This is a genomic window from Rhizobium sp. 05L429 (assembly GCF_056397645.1).
Genome location: NZ_JBFTNV010000030.1, coordinates 1 through 16,836 on the forward strand (window position 1 = coordinate 1; position 16,836 = coordinate 16,836).

The window sequence follows — 16,836 nt, forward strand, 5'->3', positions numbered from 1 at the left end:
CCGTTGGCTCTGGAACACGCATTCAATCACACAGTTTTATCTGCGAGTTCGTCGATATCGGCAACGATTGTTTCATCGGTCACGGTGTGATGTTCATCAACGATCTTTTTGCTACCGGCGGACCGGCCCGAGGCGACAAATCGAAGTGGAAAAGCACCCGGATCGGTGATCGGGTGTCGATCGGAAGCAATGCCACAATTTTGCCAGTAGCCATATGTGATGACGTCGTCATCGGCGCGGGAAGCGTCGTGACACGCGATATCTCTCAGCCGGGAATCTACGCTGGAAACCCATGTCGTAAACTGCGGAATCTGCCATGATAAAATTCCTCGACCTGCACGCACAATATCTTTCGATCAAGTCCGATATCGATAATGCAATCGCCAAGGTTCTGGCGAGCAGCGCCTTCATCGGCGGTCCGAATGTCAAGGAATTCGAGCAGGCCTTTGCCGATTATCTCGGGGCTGAATTCTGCATCGGCGTGGCAAATGGGACGGATGCGATCGAGATCGCGCTCGAAGCCCTGGCACTCCCCGCTGGCTCGGAAGTCATCATTCCCGGCAATACCTTCATCGCCAGTTCCGAAGCTGTCACGCGAAGCGGTTTGAAGGTGGTTTTTGCCGATGTCGATCCCGGCAACTATACGCTGACCGCAGAGACGGTGCGGGCAAAGCTCACTCCTCGTACCAGCGCCATCATGGCCGTCCACCTCTATGGTCACCCATGCGATATGGTTGCCCTCAAGGAGGTTGCGGGCGAGCATGGTCTGAAAATCCTTGAGGATTGTGCGCAGGCGCACGGCGCGACGTGCCACGGCAAGACCGTTGGCACGATCGGCGATATCGCCACGTTCAGCTTTTATCCCGGGAAGAATTTGGGCGCCTATGGCGACGCAGGCGCAATCGTGACAGGGGATGCTGATTTGGCAAAGCGTGCCCGCATGATTGCCAATCACGGGCGCGTTGCGAAATATGACCACGACTTCGAAGGGAGAAATTCCCGCCTCGACGGTCTCCAGGCGGCAATTCTGTGTGTAAAGCTGCCGAACCTGCCAGCGTGGACGGAACGACGTATTGCAATTGCCGATCGCTATATTGCAGAGCTTTCCGACGTACGTGAGATAGTCTTGCCGCGTCGCGCAAACTGGGCCATGCAAGTCTACCATCTTTTCGTTATCCGAACCGACAGACGAGACGAGTTGAGCGCGTGGCTGTCCGAAAAGGGCATTGAAACAGGCGTCCACTATCCGGTCGCCTTGCCGAAATTGAAGGCCTACGATTATCTCGGCCAAGGCCAGGAAGACCTCTTCGTCAATCGGGCTGACAAGACACTCCTCAGCTTGCCGATTGGTGAACACATGTCCGACGCCGACGTTGAGACTGTGTCGACCGCGATCAAATCCTTCTTCGGTTGATTAGATGTTCAACCTGCAGGTCATTCGTTCGGTATTCGTATTCACTGCCACGAATGCATTGGCCTCGGGACTTCCACTGCTTCTTCTGCCGATCCTGACGCGAGTGCTTTCGCCAGAGGACTACGGTCTCGTCGCAATGTATTCCGTGTTCTTAACGGCACTTGGAGCGCTGACCGGACTGAGCGTTCACGGCGCTGTCGGGATGCGTTACTTTGATCGTGCCGAGATTGATTTCCCCAAATATGTGGGTTCGTGCCTGGCAATATTGGTTGCGACGACGAGTATCGTTTTCGTTTCAGTCACTCTTCTGCAGGTTCCCTTAATCGCTTTGACCAATCTGCCGGGAAAATGGCTGCTGATCGCGGTGTTTACCTCTGGGATGCAGTTCCTCCTGCTGACAATGCTTTCGATCTTCCAGTCTGCAAAGCAAGCCGGCATGTTCAGCCTGCTCCGAATTGGTCAGGCTGTAATTGATGCCCTGTTATCTCTGGTGCTTGTCGTTTCTTTTGGTCTTGCGTGGGAGGGACGGCTCATCGGTATGTCCGTGGCGATCGCCATTCTCGGCACAATATCGCTGGGGATACTATTTTACGGTCGCTGGATCGATCTCAATATTCGAGTCGACTACGTGCGGAACGCCTTGAAGTTCGGTGTTCCCCTCGTTCCCCATGTTGTCGGTGGCATGCTTATCGCCATGGTCGATCGGCTGTTGATCACCAATTTTCTCGATCTCGCGAGCACTGGCATCTATATGGTCGCTATCCAAATCGGATTGGGTGTGAATTTGCTTTCGGACGCTTGCAGCCGTGCGGTGTCACCGTGGCTGATCGAGGCGATTAAGGAGAATAGACATCAGAAGAACGTGCTCATTGCGAAATTCTGTATGATCTATTTTGCTGCTCTTCTCATCTTAGCGATGATGGTGGGGTTTTTTGCCCCCTGGATCCTCCCCTTCCTTGTTGGTCAGGCGTTTATGAACGCGTCTTCTTTCGTGATGCTCATTGCACTGGGTCAGGCTTTTGGAGGTATGTATCTGGTTGTCGCCAATGTGGTCTTCTATCGCGAAAAGACAGCATATCTTGCCGGCATTACGATATCTTGCGGCGTATTGAATCTCGCGCTGGCTTACTTGCTCCTACATGTCGAAGGCCTGCAGGGTGTCGCCCAAGCCTATGCCATTGCTCAGCTCTTGATGTTCTTGTCAGTCTGGATTTTTTCGCAAAAGTTGCATCCACTGCCATGGTTCGAAGCATTGCGGTCTCTGTTTCGGGGAAAGCTGCTCGCATGACCCAAGAGACCAATCTCACGGAAGCTGAGGTCAGCGCAATCGTGCGCTCATTTGAGGAGCGATGGGATCTTTTTTCGAAACTTGTTGACGGCGTCTGCTTATGGCAGCTCATCCGCTTTGAAGTGTCATTGCGGAAACAGCGGGGAGGGCTTGTCCGCGCTCCGTTGTCACGCAAACGACTGATCACTGGCGCATTTATTGGTGTCCTGCAGTATCTTTTGCCGAGCCGACACTACCATTACCTCTGCAAGACCTATGATTCCGCCCATCGTGGCATGCAGGGAGACCAATCGGTCGACATCTACTTTGACGCCTTGTGCGATGAGATCGACGGCGGCGCCAAGATGTCTTCATACGATGCCGCCGGCTTTGAAGATACGGTCGCGAGGGCGAAGTGCCGTCCAGTCTTCGATGATACGTCGCTCATCGTTCTTAGCGCAGTTCTCGGTCGTTATTTTCCTTACAAGAAAACAGACCCGGTCTTCGATCTGCTTGCCAAGGCGCTTGCCCTTGAGTTCGGCTACAACGATTATACCGCTGGGCGCTTGGCGAGGCAGTATAATGTCTTTCGTTGGCGGTCTTATCTATATGGGCTGGTTCTCAAAAAATTTATGCCAGTTGTAGTTCTGGCGCCTGATAGCGGCCAATTTGCATTGATGGATGCGTGCCGAATCCGAAAAGTGGGATTTGTTGAGCTGCAGCACGGCGTGTTCACCGCAGTCCACCCTAATGTTCTGCCAAAGGAATTGCCGTCGCAGGCGAGTGTCATCAAGCCTTCGATCCTTGCCGCTTATGGCAATTTTACCCGCGATGTACTTCTGGGCTCTGCATTGGAAGCAGATGGCCGGATCGAAGCCGTGGGTGCGCCCTTCATAGAGCGCGCGCGGATGCTACGCGATTCGGCTTTCCAACCGTCTGAAGAGGTGAAAGTTACGATCACCACCCAAGGTGTCGCTACGGAACAATTATGCCAGTTCGTTACTGTATTCCTGCAGAATGCAAATTTGCCGATGAAGATTTATATAAAACTCCATCCCGCATACGACGTTGAAGAGGAGTTGTATGTTCGCTACCTCGGGTCGGAGCCGCGCGTGGAAATTATCTCGGGAAAATCAGCTCGTTCTACGCATGAATTGATCGCGCTTTCCGATCTGCATTTGAGCATCTCATCAGCTTCGCATTACGATGCGCTTGGAATCGGTACGCCCACTGGGATTATTCCTTTTGAAACCTATCAATCGGTTTCGTCAATATTGCATCACGAGGGTGCGTTTCTGGTGGACAATCCTGAGAGGTTTGCAGCAATTGTCTCCAGGAGAGGTTGGCCGGCGGTGCCTCTAGAGACTAGGGATCATTTCTTTGCGAGTGGTTTCGTAGGTAATATGAAGCGAGTGCTGCAGCAACAAGCAGAAGGTAACGAAGCGACGAAATGACCGAAATCACCATCATCGACTATGGCACGAGTAATCTTGGTTCAATGCAGAACATGCTCAAGAAGCTGGGTGTCGGTTCGCGTTTCGCAACTACGCCGGAAGATGTACTTTCTTCGGAGAAGATTATCTTGCCAGGGGTCGGCTCCTTCGATGCGGGCATGCGGACGCTGAGGGCTACCGGAATGATCGAGAGTTTAAATCAGGTGGTTCTCGAGAAGCAGGTTCCTATTCTAGGAGTTTGTCTCGGTATGCAGATGTTGGGTGCCGGCAGTGAAGAGGGCGTGGAGACTGGCCTGTGCTGGATCGATTCTCGTGCAGTTCGATTTGACAATGCAAGCAACCCCGAGATGCGCGTACCGCATATGGGCTGGAATGAGGTCGATGTGAGAAAAGTCTCGCCACTGACGGAGGCAGCTCCCGGGCGGCCGCGGTTCTATTTTGCTAACTCCTATCACGTCGTTTGCAATGACCCTGCAGACGCCCTGTTGGAAACCGAATACGCTGGCCTGCGCTTCACATCGGGCATCGAAAGAGGCCACATTCGTGGCGCCCAGTTCCATCCTGAAAAGAGCCATCGCTACGGAATGTGGTTGCTCAAGAATTTTGCAGAGAAATGCTGAGGTTGAGATGCTCGCGACAAGAGTAATTCCCAGCCTGCTCCTAAAAGGTTCCGGGCTCGTCAAGACGACAAAATTCAAGAACCCTGTTTACATCGGCGATCCCATAAACGCGATCAAGATCTTCAACACCAAGGAAGTCGATGAGTTGGTGCTTCTGGATATCACCGCATCGAAGGATGGGCGGGGGCCCGCTTTTGAAACGATCAGGAACATTACAAATGAGTGTTTCATGCCGCTCTCCTACGGAGGCGGCATTCGATCGATCGATGATATTCGCGCGATCCTGAAGGCAGGTATCGAGAAGATTGTCGTCAATCACGCAGCGATCGCTGATCCGGAACTCATCAAGAAGGCCGCCTCGGAGTTTGGAAGCCAAGCCGTCATTGTCTCAATCGACGTGAAGAAGTCACTGTGGGGAGGTTACCAAGTCTATTCCTCAAGCGGTGCAAAGGTTTCGGAAAAAGATCCGGTTCGATGGGCCAGAATGGCTGAAGGACTGGGAGCCGGCGAGATCTACCTCACCGCTGTCGACAATGAAGGCACAATGAAAGGTTACGATCTGGAACTTATCCAGTCCGTTTCCAGTGCGGTCAGAATTCCGGTTATTGCCTCGGGTGGCGCCGCTACTATAGAAGACTTTCGAATGGCAAAATCCCAAGGCGGCGCTTCCGCTGTGGCCGCTGGTGCCATGTTTGTTTTTCAGGGGCCGCATCGTGCGGTTCTCATCACCTATCCGCCTCGCGATGCGCTGGAGCGCGCGCTCGGCTGAGCTGCTTTCAGGAGATCCGTGCCGATGATCGTTTGCACGCGTTGCATCATGGACACGACCGACCCCGACATCAAGTTTGACGCTGATGGGGTCTGCAACCATTGCTATCGATATGACACCGTCTCCAAGACGCGTCTCGTCGCAGTGGAGGAACGCGAAGCCAGGTTGAATGCCTTGGTGAATGAGATCAAGCAGGCGGGTGCCGGCAAGGACTATGATTGCGTCATCGGTGTGAGCGGCGGCGTCGATAGCACCTATGTCGCCTGGCTCGTAAGGGACCTTGGATTGCGTCCGTTGGCCGTTCACCTGGACAACGGCTGGAATTCAGAGCTTGCTGTCGCCAATATCGAAAAGACCCTCAAAACCCTCGATATCGATCTGCACACACACGTGCTCAACTGGGACGATTTTAAGGATCTGCAGCTGTCCTTTCTCAAAGCCTCAACGCCCGACGGAGAGGTGCCGACCGACCACGCAATATTTGCGCTCCTTTACAGATTTGCCGCGAAATATGGGCTACGCCACGTTATCACCGGTACGAATGTAATCTCTGAGGCGATCCTTCCCGAGAAATGGGGCTACGGCTACTTTGACTGGCGCTATGTTAAGAGTATCCATCGCAAGTTTGGTAGTGCGAAACTCACCAATTACCCTCATTTCTCGCTTTTGGATTTATTTTACTACGTCTTCTTAAGAAAAATACGGATGGTTTCCGTCCTAAATTTCGTTGAGTATGACAAGAAGAAGGCAATGAGGGTTTTGGAGAGTGATCTTGGTTGGGTATACTATGGAGGGAAGCACTATGAATCCATATATACACGTTTCTACCAAGCGTATATTCTTCCGCGGAAATTCGGCATTGATAAACGGAAGGCCCATTACTCGAATCTAATACTGTCCGGGCAAATGAATCGCGATGAAGCCATTGAGGCGATGCTGCAGCCCGTCTACCCGGAACACATGCTGGAGGAAGATAGGGAGTACACAATTAAGAAGCTGGGCATGTCGGAGGAAAGCTTCGAGGCGATGATGCAGGCTCCGTGCAAGACGTTTGAAGATTACCCAAATAGTCATGGCTTCTTCGAGTTTGCCAAGAAGATGGTGAACGCGACGCGTCAATATATCGGCTGATCCGTTTCCGATGCGCTATAGGCCTGAAATCGACGGTCTGCGGGCGATATCCGTTGCCGCAGTCGTTATTTTCCATGCAGAGTTCTTCTGGCGGGGCAAGCAAATCCTTCCGGGAGGCTATCTTGGGGTCGACGTATTTTTTGTCATCTCCGGCTACCTGATTACCAGCATTCTTCTCGATGAGTTGGCTGGTGGTCGAGTGGATTTCTGGCGTTTCTATATGCGCCGCATTCGACGTATATTACCTGCCCTCTACGTCGTTATCGGCATTTCGACACTGGCGGCTATTTGGCTTCTTCCACCGGATTCGCTGAAGGAGTTTTCGAGAAATGGCCTAGCCGCCCTGTCTTTTGTCGCAAATATATATCTATGGCTGACGCAGGATTATTTCTCTGAGGCGGCCGGCCTTTCAAGCCTCCTCCATCTTTGGTCGCTTTCGGTCGAGGAACAGTTCTATGTTGCTTATCCGCTGCTGCTTGGCCTCATTTATGGATTTAGCCTTGGGAAGCCCGCGAAATATCTGATCGGCCTCAGCACATTTTCGCTTATTCTTGCGCTTGGATTTCAACGCTCACAACAGGCGGAAGTGTTTTATCTTGTCCAATTTCGCGCATGGGAGCTGTTGGCCGGCTCCATAGTCGCTGTCGTTCTTCGGCATCGGTCGTCGCTCGTCCTGACTGGATTGTCCGGGAGCCGATTTTTTCCGTTGTTTGGAGGCGTGGCGCTCCTGATGGCTTTCGTTCTTGGTCAACCATTGGGCCTGGCCGGTTACGCCTTTACCGTTCTCTCAATTGTCGGCGCCTGCAGTATCATAGCTTTCGCGGGGAACGGCGATTGGATGAGCCGCCTGCTCTCCTCCCGTCCTTTCGTTGGCATCGGGCTCGTTTCCTATTCCCTCTACCTTTGGCACCAGCCGATATTCGCTTTTGCTCGTCACTATGCCATCGGCGAGATTTCGAATTTGCAACGAGCTCTGTTGATCGCAACCGCAGTGACGATGGCGGTCTTGACCTGGTTGCTTGTTGAAAAGCCCTTCAGAAAATCGGGTGCGTTCAGCAATATGACGGTATTGGTGACGTGCACCGTGACCACGGTGCTTCTTGCGATCGTCTTGTCGGTCAATCTGGTCACCGAAGGGTTGCCACAACGCTATACACCAGACCAGCAAGCAATGATGTCAGTGTCAGCTGAGCGCGGGACATTGAGCCTCAAGGGGCAAGACTGCAAATCGGCATCGATTGAAAAGGCTTGCATGATTGGCTTGCGGGGCGTTCCTCCCACGTGGGCGGTGCTCGGTGACAGTCATGCCGAGACCCTTTCGGACGCATTGTCGGGGCTTTTTGAAAAGCTTGGCGTGTCCGCCGAAATCCTCACCTATCCTGGCTGCCCGTATGTTTTGGGCGTCGATCCTGTCTATACGACGGAGCATTGTGCGAATTTTGCAAGCGCCGTTTTGGATAAGCTAAAGAAGGACCGCATTGCCACTGTCGTGATAAACGATCGGGTCAATGCCTATATGGAGGGGACGCGATTTGACAACCATGAGGGTGGTGTGGAACCGGGTCAGCCGATTCCCGTGGAAGTGACGGGGGTAACGCCAGCAAACGAACTCGACCGGATCGCGGGAGTTCAAGGCGCGCTTTCGAGCACGATACAAACATTGCTCGATAGCGGATTGGCCGTGATCTACATCGCGCCAGTACCGGAGGTCGGCTGGAACGTGCCCCATACAGTGCTCAAACTGACTGCAACAGGAGCAATGCCGCTTACCACGGCGCGGCAGGTCTATCTTGATCGCAATCGAAGAGTGTATGACGTCCTGCAGATGTTTGACGGCCGGTCGAATTTTCTCGCAGTCTATCCGGACGACGTTTTCTGCAACAAGGAAAGCGGGCGCTGCATCACTCACACCTCCGACCGATTGCTGTACACGGACACGGACCATCTTAGCCGGGAGGGCGCTACCATGCTCGTCGATTATATGACAGAGCAGCTACGGAAGTCTCGCATGATCCCAACGGAGCGATAGGACGGCAGACGTGAAAGTCCTCTTCATACATATGATCGGTACCTTCGGTGGTGCCTCACGCAGCCTCACGGAAGCTGTTCGGGCATTTCCGTCGTCTGTCGAGCCGCATTTCGTCACGCCCCGTGGCACCGTCATGCCGTTTTTCAGCAAGATAGGGAAAGTTATCGCTGTCCGTGGGCTAAGTCAGTTCGATAATACGCAGTACGGGTACTATCGGGGCGCAAGATGGATTGTCCTCTTGAGGGAAATTCTCAACATTCCCGCAACTATCGCTGCGATCAGGAGCGCTCATCGCCAATGGCCGGACATCGATCTGATCCACATCAACGAGTTCACCGGCGTTTTCCCGATGTGGCTTGCAAAACGACTGTATCAGGTACCGGTCGTGGTCCACGTCCGTTCTGTGGCGCGAAGCAATGATCGTTCCTGGCGCACCAAGTGGGTGAATTCGTTCTTGCGGCGAAATGCCAGTGCTATCATTGCAATTGACGAAACGGTTCGTCAAAGCCTGCCCGCGGACTTGGACGTAGAGGTTATTCACAACGCCTTCACACCGAAGCCAGTTGCTGATCCCGATCCCGCTTTTAGAACGGCTATGGCCAAAACCCGCCCCGGCTCGCTGAAAGTTGGCTTTGTTGGCAACCTTTTGAAGGTGAAGGGTATCCTCGACTTGGTCGAGGCGGCGCGAATTCTAAAAGACGGCGGCGTCGACGTCGAATACGTCATTATCGGTGACGACGCCCGCTCCTCAAAAACATTGCGCGCACGTATCCTCAGCCTTCTCGGAATTAATCAGAATATCAGGGCAGAGGTGGAGGAGCGACTGCAAAGCTACAATTTGGCCAAGGATTTTCACCTGGTCGGTTTCATGTCGGATATCGCTCAAGCTTATCGTTCCATGGATGTGTTGTGTTTTCCATCGCACTATAACGCGCCAGGCCGCCCCGTATTCGAAGCCGCATTTTCCGCTATTCCGAGCATTGTTGCAGTGACAAATCCAACCAAGGATACTCTCATCGATGGCGAAACGGGATTGGCTGTTACGCCGCATGATCCCAAAAGGCTTGCGGATGCGATCGATACTCTCGCGAACGATCGTGAGCGGTCTAGAAGAATGGGTTTGGCTGCCTTTGAGCTTGCCAAGGGCAATTTCAGCGTGGATCAAAATGCTATGAAGTTATATGCGGTATTTCGTCGATGCCTTGGATTATCTAGATAGAGAAGTAGAAGAGATGTTTACAGATGCTTGTCTCCTGATCACCGGTGGCACTGGTTCGTTCGGCCATGCAGTGATGCGCCGTTTCCTGGACAGCGAAATACGCGAGATTCGCATATTCAGCCGTGATGAGAAAAAGCAGGATGATGTTCGCAAGGCCTTCAACAATGACAAGCTGAAGTTCTACATTGGCGATGTGCGCGATTATTCAAGTGTTCTAAACGCCACGCGCGGCGTCGATTACATCTTTCATGCAGCAGCGCTGAAGCAGGTTCCATCCTGTGAGTTTCATCCGCTTGAAGCGGTCAAGACGAATGTGCTTGGCACCGAAAATGTGCTGGAGGCTGCAATCACCAACGGCGTCAAGCGAGTCGTCTGCCTGAGCACGGACAAGGCGGTCTATCCGATTAACGCCATGGGAATTTCCAAGGCATTGATGGAAAAGGTCATGGTTGCCAAGTCGAGAAATCTCAACAACGGCACTGTCATCTGCGGTACTCGTTATGGCAATGTCATGGCGTCGCGCGGATCGGTTATTCCGCTTTTTGTCGAGCAGATCTTGGCAGGAAAGCCGCTGACGATCACGAACCCCGCGATGACGCGGTTTATGATGACGCTTGATGATGCTATTGATCTTGTTCTCTATGCATTCGAGCGTGGCAACAACGGTGATATCTTCGTCCAGAAAGCCCCGGCAGCCACGATTGAGGTACTCGCGGAGGCTATCAGGGCGATTATGAATATGCAGTCCTATCCCGTGCATGTCATGGGAACCCGCCACGGCGAGAAACTCTATGAAACGCTTCTAAGCGCTGAAGAGATGGCCTCAGCGGAGGATCTTGGCGATTATTTTCGCGTCGTACCCGACCTTCGGGATCTGAACTACGCGAAATATGTCGAAGAAGGAGAGGCGAAGATTTCCGAAAGCCAGGATTACAATTCACACACGACGACACGGTTGGATGTCGACGGCATGATCAAGCTGTTGCATAAGCTCAGCTTCGTCGAACAGATGCGGGCAGGCAAACCGGTAAGGTTTGATGTATGAGCAAGACAGTTACCATCACTGGTGCAAACGGCTTTATAGGCGCAAATCTGGCTGTGCGGCTTCGAGAACGCGGCTTCGGCGTCAGAGAGCTCGCTCGAAATCATGATGTTGCAAAAATGGCAAGCGTGCTCGATGGGACGTCTATGGTTTTTCACTGCGCCGGGGTCAACCGGCCGGTGGATGATACTGAATTCGAGAGCGGCAATGTCGGTATGACCGAGCGTCTGTGCCAAGCGCTCGAGTCCCTCGAAACCGCAATTCCGGTCATCTATACCTCATCGATCCAGGCCACAAGGGACAACCCTTACGGACGCAGCAAGCACGACGCAGAAGAGGTCATTCGTGCTTACGCCAGCAGATCGGGTGGGAGATACGCAATCTATCGTCTGCCGAACGTCTTTGGCAAATGGAGCCGGCCTGCCTACAATTCTGTCGTGGCGACATTCTGTCACAACATTATTAACGGCGAGCCGATTGCGATCCACGATCCTGAAGCAGTCATCCATCTAGTCTACATCGATGATTTGGTTACAGACTTCATCGATCGCTTGGAGAACGGTCTGCGTACAAGCGAATACCCGACTGTTGAGCCAGTGTATTCGACAACCGTAGGCAAACTGGCAGAACAGCTGGAGGGGTTCAAGGCCAGTCGAGAGACACTGACCCCCGGCGGGGTTGGCAACGGGCTACAGCGAGCTCTTTATGCCACGTTCCTTTCATTCATGAAGCCGGAGCATTTCGCGTATGATCTGGTCACTCACCGAGATCCGCGGGGCGAATTTTCGGAAATGCTCCGAACGGAAAATGCTGGGCAGTTTTCATTCTTTACGGCCCATCCTGGCGTGACGCGCGGCGGACACTACCATCATACAAAGAATGAGAAGTTTCTTGTTGTCCAAGGCAAGGCTCAGTTTCGGTTCCGCCACGTCTTGAGCAATGAGACGGCGGAGCTTTTCACTGACGGCAGCACTCCTCGTATTGTCGAGACGGTCCCAGGCTGGGCACACGACATTACCAATGTCGGCAGAGACACAATGATCGTCCTATTGTGGGCGAACGAAACCTTCGATCCGCAAAAGCCAGATACAATCGTCAAGCAGGTCTGAAATGCCAGAGAAAAAATTGAGAGTTCTGACGGTTGTAGGGACGAGACCCGAAATTATCCGGTTGTCGCGCGTCATCGCCAAATTGGACGAGCACTGTGATCATATACTCGTCCACACTGGGCAAAACTACGACTACGAATTGAACGAGATATTCTTCAACGATCTCGGTGTTCGCAAGCCAGACCATTTCTTGAACGCTGCAGGAAAGAACGCGGCCGAGACCATTGGAAAGATTATCGCTACCTGCGATGATGTCCTGGACACTGTCCGGCCCGAAGCCCTATTGGTATTAGGGGATACCAATAGTTGTCTGTCCGTGATTGCTGCAAAAAGGCGAAAGATCCCGATTTTCCACATGGAGGCCGGGAATCGATGCTTTGATCAGCGCGTACCCGAGGAGATCAACCGCAAGATTGTTGATCATACAGCCGATATCAATCTGACCTACTCGACCATCGCGCGCGAATACTTGCTGCGCGAGGGCTTGCCGCCAGATCGTGTTATAAAGACGGGCAGCCCGATGTATGAAGTTCTCAATCATTACATGCCTTCAATCGAAAAATCTGATGTCTTGAGCCGGTTTGGACTGGAGCCGCGGCGATATTTTGTGGTGAGTGCTCACAGAGAGGAAAATATTGAGCCCGAAGTCAGTTTTAAAAAACTGGTTGAAGCCTTGAATGCCGTTGCGGAGCGCTATGCCATACCGTTGATTGTCTCCGCCCATCCACGAACGCGAAAGCGCATTGACGCGGCCGGACTCCCGTTTCACCCTCTGATCAACATATCAAAGCCACTCGGCTTTTTTGACTACGTCAACCTTCAGCAGAATGCGCGCGTCGTGTTGTCTGATAGCGGCACAATCACTGAAGAGGCATCAATTCTCAATTTTCCTGCGTTGAATATCCGCGAGGCGCATGAGCGGCCTGAAGGAATGGAAGAGACAGCGGTTGTTATGACGGGGCTGTCGCAAACTCGAATTCTGCAGGCGCTCGATGTGGTTGAAGCACAGCACTCGTCCACAGATCGGGCGTTCAGACTTGTGTCTGACTACAGCATGCCAAATGTCGCCGACAAGGTTGTCAGGATCATATATAGCTATACGGATTACGTGAATCGTGTCGTCTGGCGTACGGCTGAGTAGCCGGACCGCTGTGAAGATCCTCGTCGTCACACAGTATTTCTGGCCGGAAGGGTTTAGGATCAACGATCTTGTGGCTGGCCTTGTTGACCGGGGGCATGAGGTCACCGTGCTGACTGGAAAACCCAACTATCCCTCCGGCAAAATCTTTCCAGAATATCTGCAGGATCCATCCGCATTCGCTAGCTATAACGGGATCCCGATTGTCAGGGTGCCTATGTTAGCAAGGGGCGCGCGGGCGATCACTTTGCTATTGAACTATGCAAGCTTCGCGCTCTGTGGCTCGCTCTTTGGCGCGTTCAAGCTGCGGGGCAGGAAGTTCGACGCAATATTCGTCTTCGAACCGTCGCCTATTTCTGTCGGCTTTCCCGCAATAGTTCTGCGCTGGTTGAAAAAAGCACCGGTTGCTTTTTGGGTATTGGATCTGTGGCCTGAGAGCTTGGAGGCCACCGGCGTCGTTCGCTCTAAATTCGTTTTGAAGCAGGTCGGCAAGATCGTAAAGTTTATCTATGATCGATCCGATTTGATCCTCGCTCAGTCACGAAGCTTTATTCCGGAAATAGTTCGATTTCTCCAGCCTCCCGAGAAAATAGCCTATTTTCCAAGTTGGGCCGATAAAGTTGACCGCGATATTGACAAGAAACCAGCGCCCGAGGTTCCCACAGACAGTGAAAAGTTCTCCATTGTCTTCACAGGTAACATTGGGGAGGCTCAGGACTTTGGTGCTGTTCTTGATGCAGCAGAAATTTTGAAGCACGACGAGAGACTTCGGTGGATCATCGTCGGTGATGGGAGAATGGCGCCATGGGTTCGAGATGAAGTCAAACGCCGCAAGTTAGATAACAGCGTTTTGCTTCCTGGTCGCTTTCCGCTTGAGCGCATGCGATCGTTCTATATGCATGCGGATGCCCTGCTCGTTTCGCTGAAGGCGGAACCGATTTTCTCGATGACAATTCCTGGCAAATTGCAATCGTATTTCGCCGAGGGTTTACCCGTCCTCGCTATGCTTGATGGGGAGGGTGCTGATGTCATAAGCCGGGCCAATGCGGGCCTCGTTGCTCCTGCGGGTAGTGGGGCTGCGTTAGCGGAGACCGTCCTCGAAATGATAAATATGGATCAACAAGACCGTCTGCAGATGGGTCGGAATGGGTTGGAGCTAAGCGAAAAGGACTTCAACAGAGATAATCGTATCGACGAGTTGAGCATACTCTTGGAGAGGTTGCGCCTCGTTAAGCTCAACAAGCCTTAACTGGCCCTCTACCCCTAAAACACGGTGCTTATTGGTGTTATTCTTCGTCTCCGCATGTTTTACTGCGTAAGAATGCTTGAGATCCGTTACCGATGAGAAGGAAGGCAAGGGCGAACATGCCGTTGCTGGGATGGAAGATACTCCCCCAACTCATCATCAGCCACACCATTACGGACAGGACTGCGACAGCCCAAATGTCGTTGTCTTTAGCGTGGCGATAGCACCGCTCGATCAGGAAGATGATAATCCCGAAAGCGGGGATGCCGTATGTCGCCACCATTCGGGTGAGGAACGAAACGGAGTCCGATCGCATCTGCCCAGCGTTGATGATGTTCTTGAGCGCGCTAGCCGCTAATTCGCTGCCTTGACCCATCAGATAGGGGCTGCTCCAGAATAACTTCATATGCTCACCCCAGAGCCACGGTCGGTACATTTGGCGATAGATGTCTGCAACGGACATTCCTGTATGTCCCCGCAGGAACATGCGAGACACGATACCCCAGTCCTGTAGCGAGTAGAGCAGGAAGGGAGAGAACGCGACGAGCAGCGTCAAACCGACTGTCATAAATAGGGCCGCCGCGACGCGCAGACCCGGCCTTTTTGGCAACAACGCCATGATGCCGAGTGTTGCCCCGAAGAGCGCCGTGCTGATAAATACCGCTCTGACAAAGGAGAGCAGAGAAAAATAGATCGTAGCAACGGCGGTCGCGGCCTCCAACGGTTTTGGCTTGAAGTGACGGACAAGAATGAGCAGCACCATAAGCGAGAATATTCCGGAAGTGGCGATGTTCGGCGTCGCGGAAACGCGCCAGGGCTGGAAGGCTGTCGCCGTCTGACCCGGCAATATGCCCCAAGCGTTGATGTTCAATCCGTCGCGGTCTTGCTCGGGTAAGGCGAGTTCTACGTCACCCCCAGGGCTATCCGCAGCCACCGGCTGCTCAAGACGCTGCTCAAGCCACGGATGCTGCTCATAGCCTTCCTGCGTTAGGAAGGCCGAAATCCCCACGGCGTAAAAGACCAACGCCAGCGCGCAGAGTGTTCTTGCGCTTATGCGAGCTTCAGGACGACAGGCCCATCCGGCGACCCACACGATGAGGAACATTGGAGGAATTGCTGAGAAATCTCGTTGTGTAATGAACCAAATGCCGCTCAGGATGCCAAAGGCAGCAATGGGTCGCGCTGTGCCCAGGAGGAGGTTCTCCAATGTCTGTCGCAGGCGGAGCAGAGGCATGACTAGTCCGGGGCCAACCAGAAGCCAGTAAGCGACATCACCTCGAGATATGATCCGTTCCTGGCCAATAAAGAGTGCCATGCCGAGGGAGATGGCAAGATAAACGATGATGTCTCCACCTCGTCGATACCAGTCCCAGATGGCGGCGGAGGGATAGGAGATGGAAATGGTCTGATCGGTCACAATGCCTCCCTACGGTGCCATGATGGGGCCTCGCCGCGCTAATCAATAGTGAGACAAGCCCCCGCGTGGTCCGCCGACACGAATCATACCGAGGAAGTTAAGCATGTTAACATATTAGAGTCTCTTAAAATAAGTGTGACATCCAAAGACCGTCAATGTGCCGAAATTTGGGCTTCGGCCTCTATGATCTCGATGAATTCCGCGCCGGTCATCGTCTGTATCTCGGCTAGCCGTGCTGCGGGGCAAAAAGAAGCCCGTCGAAGCGAGGCGGCGACACTTTCTAGCCAGATTATCGATAGTTTCTGCGCCTCTCCGCTGACCCCCTTCCACGCCGAGTGTCCCGGTGACGATCGAAGCGCCGATGACCAAGAATCTGAGGCAGCGACAGCCGCCATGGAGGTCGGTCGCGACGCCTATCTTGCTACCTCTTTCAGAAGCCGTTCGTGATCGAGGGACTCGGGAACAAGATGCGGGGATGGTGCGACGAGGCAGGCTTGTCGCAATGCTCGTCGCACGGCCTTCGGAAGGCGGCGGCTGTGGCTCTTGCTGAGAGCGGCGCTTCCGCCTCCGAACTGATGGCGATCTTCGGTTGGACTAATCTTAAGACGGCGCAAATTTACGTCGAAAAAGCAAACAAACGGCGGATGACGGCGAACGCGTTTGAGCGTCGCGAGCGTTCTATTGAGAGTGAAAGTGTCTCACTTTCGCGGCCTCAAAAATCAAATGAGACAAACGAGGAAAAAAGCAATGCATAATCAAAGGGAAAATATCGGAATGGTGGGCGATGAGAGACTCGAACTCCCGACATCCTCGGTGTAAACGAGGCGCTCTACCAACTGAGCTAATCGCCCTCGATGCTCTGTGTCATCGATCGGTGCAGCGTCTCTAGCGATATTGGGAAAGAACCGCAAGCCTCTTTTTGAGTTTCTGTGCAATTTGCTTGTGGGCGCCGCTCTTCCCCATAGCGGGCATTCTCTGTAG

The 16,836-nt window shown here is 53.1% G+C and carries 15 protein-coding genes and 1 tRNA gene; 14 read left to right on the plus strand and 2 right to left on the minus strand.

Annotation, left to right across the window (positions count from 1 at the left end):
* The 13 genes from AC1DNW_RS26105 to AC1DNW_RS26165 form a co-directional block, all read left to right on the plus strand.
* Window positions 1-320, plus strand: a 320-nt coding sequence (locus AC1DNW_RS26105; RefSeq protein ID WP_477854798.1) for an acyltransferase, incomplete at its 5' end; no start/stop codon positions are given.
* Window positions 317-1,414: a DegT/DnrJ/EryC1/StrS family aminotransferase gene (locus AC1DNW_RS26110; protein WP_477854799.1), complete on the plus strand. Its 1,098-nt coding sequence runs from the start codon at window positions 317-319 to the stop codon at window positions 1,412-1,414. The genes AC1DNW_RS26105 and AC1DNW_RS26110, both read left to right, overlap by 4 nt.
* A 4-nt stretch (window positions 1,415-1,418) precedes the next feature.
* Complete coding sequence (locus tag AC1DNW_RS26115; RefSeq protein WP_477854800.1) at window positions 1,419-2,702, plus strand: lipopolysaccharide biosynthesis protein; 1,284 nt, start codon at window positions 1,419-1,421, stop codon at window positions 2,700-2,702.
* A complete protein-coding gene (locus AC1DNW_RS26120) occupies window positions 2,699-4,135 on the plus strand; it encodes a hypothetical protein (protein WP_477854801.1) in 1,437 nt (478 codons plus the stop codon). The genes AC1DNW_RS26115 and AC1DNW_RS26120 overlap by 4 nt, the downstream gene beginning before the upstream one ends.
* Window positions 4,132-4,755, plus strand: a complete 624-nt coding sequence (hisH, locus tag AC1DNW_RS26125) for an imidazole glycerol phosphate synthase subunit HisH (protein WP_477854802.1) — start codon at window positions 4,132-4,134, stop codon at window positions 4,753-4,755. Before AC1DNW_RS26120 ends, hisH begins: the two co-directional genes overlap by 4 nt.
* A 7-nt stretch (window positions 4,756-4,762) precedes the next feature.
* Window positions 4,763-5,524 (plus strand): AglZ/HisF2 family acetamidino modification protein, encoded by a 762-nt coding sequence (locus tag AC1DNW_RS26130; protein WP_113301008.1) that lies wholly within the window; start codon window positions 4,763-4,765, stop codon window positions 5,522-5,524.
* A 24-nt stretch (window positions 5,525-5,548) separates the two neighbouring features.
* A complete protein-coding gene (locus AC1DNW_RS26135; RefSeq protein WP_477854886.1) occupies window positions 5,549-6,655 on the plus strand; it encodes an N-acetyl sugar amidotransferase in 1,107 nt (368 codons plus the stop codon).
* 10 nt (window positions 6,656-6,665) lie between these two features.
* The gene (locus tag AC1DNW_RS26140) at window positions 6,666-8,684 is read left to right on the plus strand and encodes an acyltransferase family protein (RefSeq protein WP_477854803.1); all 2,019 of its coding nucleotides are present in this window, start codon (window positions 6,666-6,668) and stop codon (window positions 8,682-8,684) included.
* 10 nt (window positions 8,685-8,694) lie between these two features.
* A complete protein-coding gene (locus tag AC1DNW_RS26145) occupies window positions 8,695-9,903 on the plus strand; it encodes a glycosyltransferase family 4 protein (protein WP_477854804.1) in 1,209 nt (402 codons plus the stop codon).
* Window positions 9,904-9,916: 13 nt separating this feature from the next.
* Window positions 9,917-10,948, plus strand: coding sequence for a polysaccharide biosynthesis protein (locus tag AC1DNW_RS26150; RefSeq protein WP_477854887.1), 1,032 nt, complete (start codon window positions 9,917-9,919; stop codon window positions 10,946-10,948).
* The gene (gene wbjC / locus AC1DNW_RS26155) at window positions 10,945-12,054 is read left to right on the plus strand and encodes a UDP-2-acetamido-2,6-beta-L-arabino-hexul-4-ose reductase (RefSeq protein WP_477854805.1); all 1,110 of its coding nucleotides are present in this window, start codon (window positions 10,945-10,947) and stop codon (window positions 12,052-12,054) included. Before AC1DNW_RS26150 ends, wbjC begins: the two co-directional genes overlap by 4 nt.
* A 1-nt stretch (window position 12,055) precedes the next feature.
* Window positions 12,056-13,195: a non-hydrolyzing UDP-N-acetylglucosamine 2-epimerase gene (wecB, locus tag AC1DNW_RS26160; protein ID WP_477854806.1), complete on the plus strand. Its 1,140-nt coding sequence runs from the start codon at window positions 12,056-12,058 to the stop codon at window positions 13,193-13,195.
* Window positions 13,196-13,205: 10 nt separating this feature from the next.
* On the plus strand, window positions 13,206-14,441 hold the full coding sequence (locus AC1DNW_RS26165) for a glycosyltransferase family 4 protein (protein ID WP_477854807.1): 1,236 nt from the start codon (window positions 13,206-13,208) through the stop codon (window positions 14,439-14,441).
* A gap of 37 nt (window positions 14,442-14,478) precedes the next feature.
* On the opposite strand, the gene AC1DNW_RS26170 is transcribed toward AC1DNW_RS26165, so the two are convergent.
* The gene (locus AC1DNW_RS26170; protein ID WP_477854808.1) at window positions 14,479-15,855 is read right to left on the minus strand and encodes a hypothetical protein; all 1,377 of its coding nucleotides are present in this window, start codon (window positions 15,853-15,855) and stop codon (window positions 14,479-14,481) included.
* Window positions 15,856-16,298: 443 nt separating this feature from the next.
* On the opposite strand from AC1DNW_RS26170, the gene AC1DNW_RS26175 reads away from it, so the two are divergent.
* The gene (locus AC1DNW_RS26175) at window positions 16,299-16,610 is read left to right on the plus strand and encodes a tyrosine-type recombinase/integrase (protein WP_477854809.1); all 312 of its coding nucleotides are present in this window, start codon (window positions 16,299-16,301) and stop codon (window positions 16,608-16,610) included.
* A gap of 20 nt (window positions 16,611-16,630) precedes the next feature.
* On the opposite strand, the gene AC1DNW_RS26180 is transcribed toward AC1DNW_RS26175, so the two are convergent.
* Window positions 16,631-16,706, minus strand: a tRNA-Val gene (locus AC1DNW_RS26180).
* Between the last annotated feature and the right edge of the window lie 130 nt (window positions 16,707-16,836).

What these genes read in the sequence shown, in the direction of transcription:
- AC1DNW_RS26110 (WP_477854799.1), top strand. Translation starts at nt 317, where the DNA reads ATGATAAAATTCCTCGACCTGCACGCACAATATCTTTCGATCAAGTCC.
- AC1DNW_RS26115 (WP_477854800.1), top strand. Translation starts at nt 1,419, where the DNA reads ATGTTCAACCTGCAGGTCATTCGTTCGGTATTCGTATTCACTGCCACG.
- AC1DNW_RS26120 (WP_477854801.1), top strand. Translation starts at nt 2,699, where the DNA reads ATGACCCAAGAGACCAATCTCACGGAAGCTGAGGTCAGCGCAATCGTG.
- hisH (WP_477854802.1), top strand. Translation starts at nt 4,132, where the DNA reads ATGACCGAAATCACCATCATCGACTATGGCACGAGTAATCTTGGTTCA.
- AC1DNW_RS26130 (WP_113301008.1), top strand. Translation starts at nt 4,763, where the DNA reads ATGCTCGCGACAAGAGTAATTCCCAGCCTGCTCCTAAAAGGTTCCGGG.
- AC1DNW_RS26135 (WP_477854886.1), top strand. Translation starts at nt 5,549, where the DNA reads ATGATCGTTTGCACGCGTTGCATCATGGACACGACCGACCCCGACATC.
- AC1DNW_RS26140 (WP_477854803.1), top strand. Translation starts at nt 6,666, where the DNA reads ATGCGCTATAGGCCTGAAATCGACGGTCTGCGGGCGATATCCGTTGCC.
- AC1DNW_RS26150 (WP_477854887.1), top strand. Translation starts at nt 9,917, where the DNA reads ATGTTTACAGATGCTTGTCTCCTGATCACCGGTGGCACTGGTTCGTTC.
- wbjC (WP_477854805.1), top strand. Translation starts at nt 10,945, where the DNA reads ATGAGCAAGACAGTTACCATCACTGGTGCAAACGGCTTTATAGGCGCA.
- wecB (WP_477854806.1), top strand. Translation starts at nt 12,056, where the DNA reads ATGCCAGAGAAAAAATTGAGAGTTCTGACGGTTGTAGGGACGAGACCC.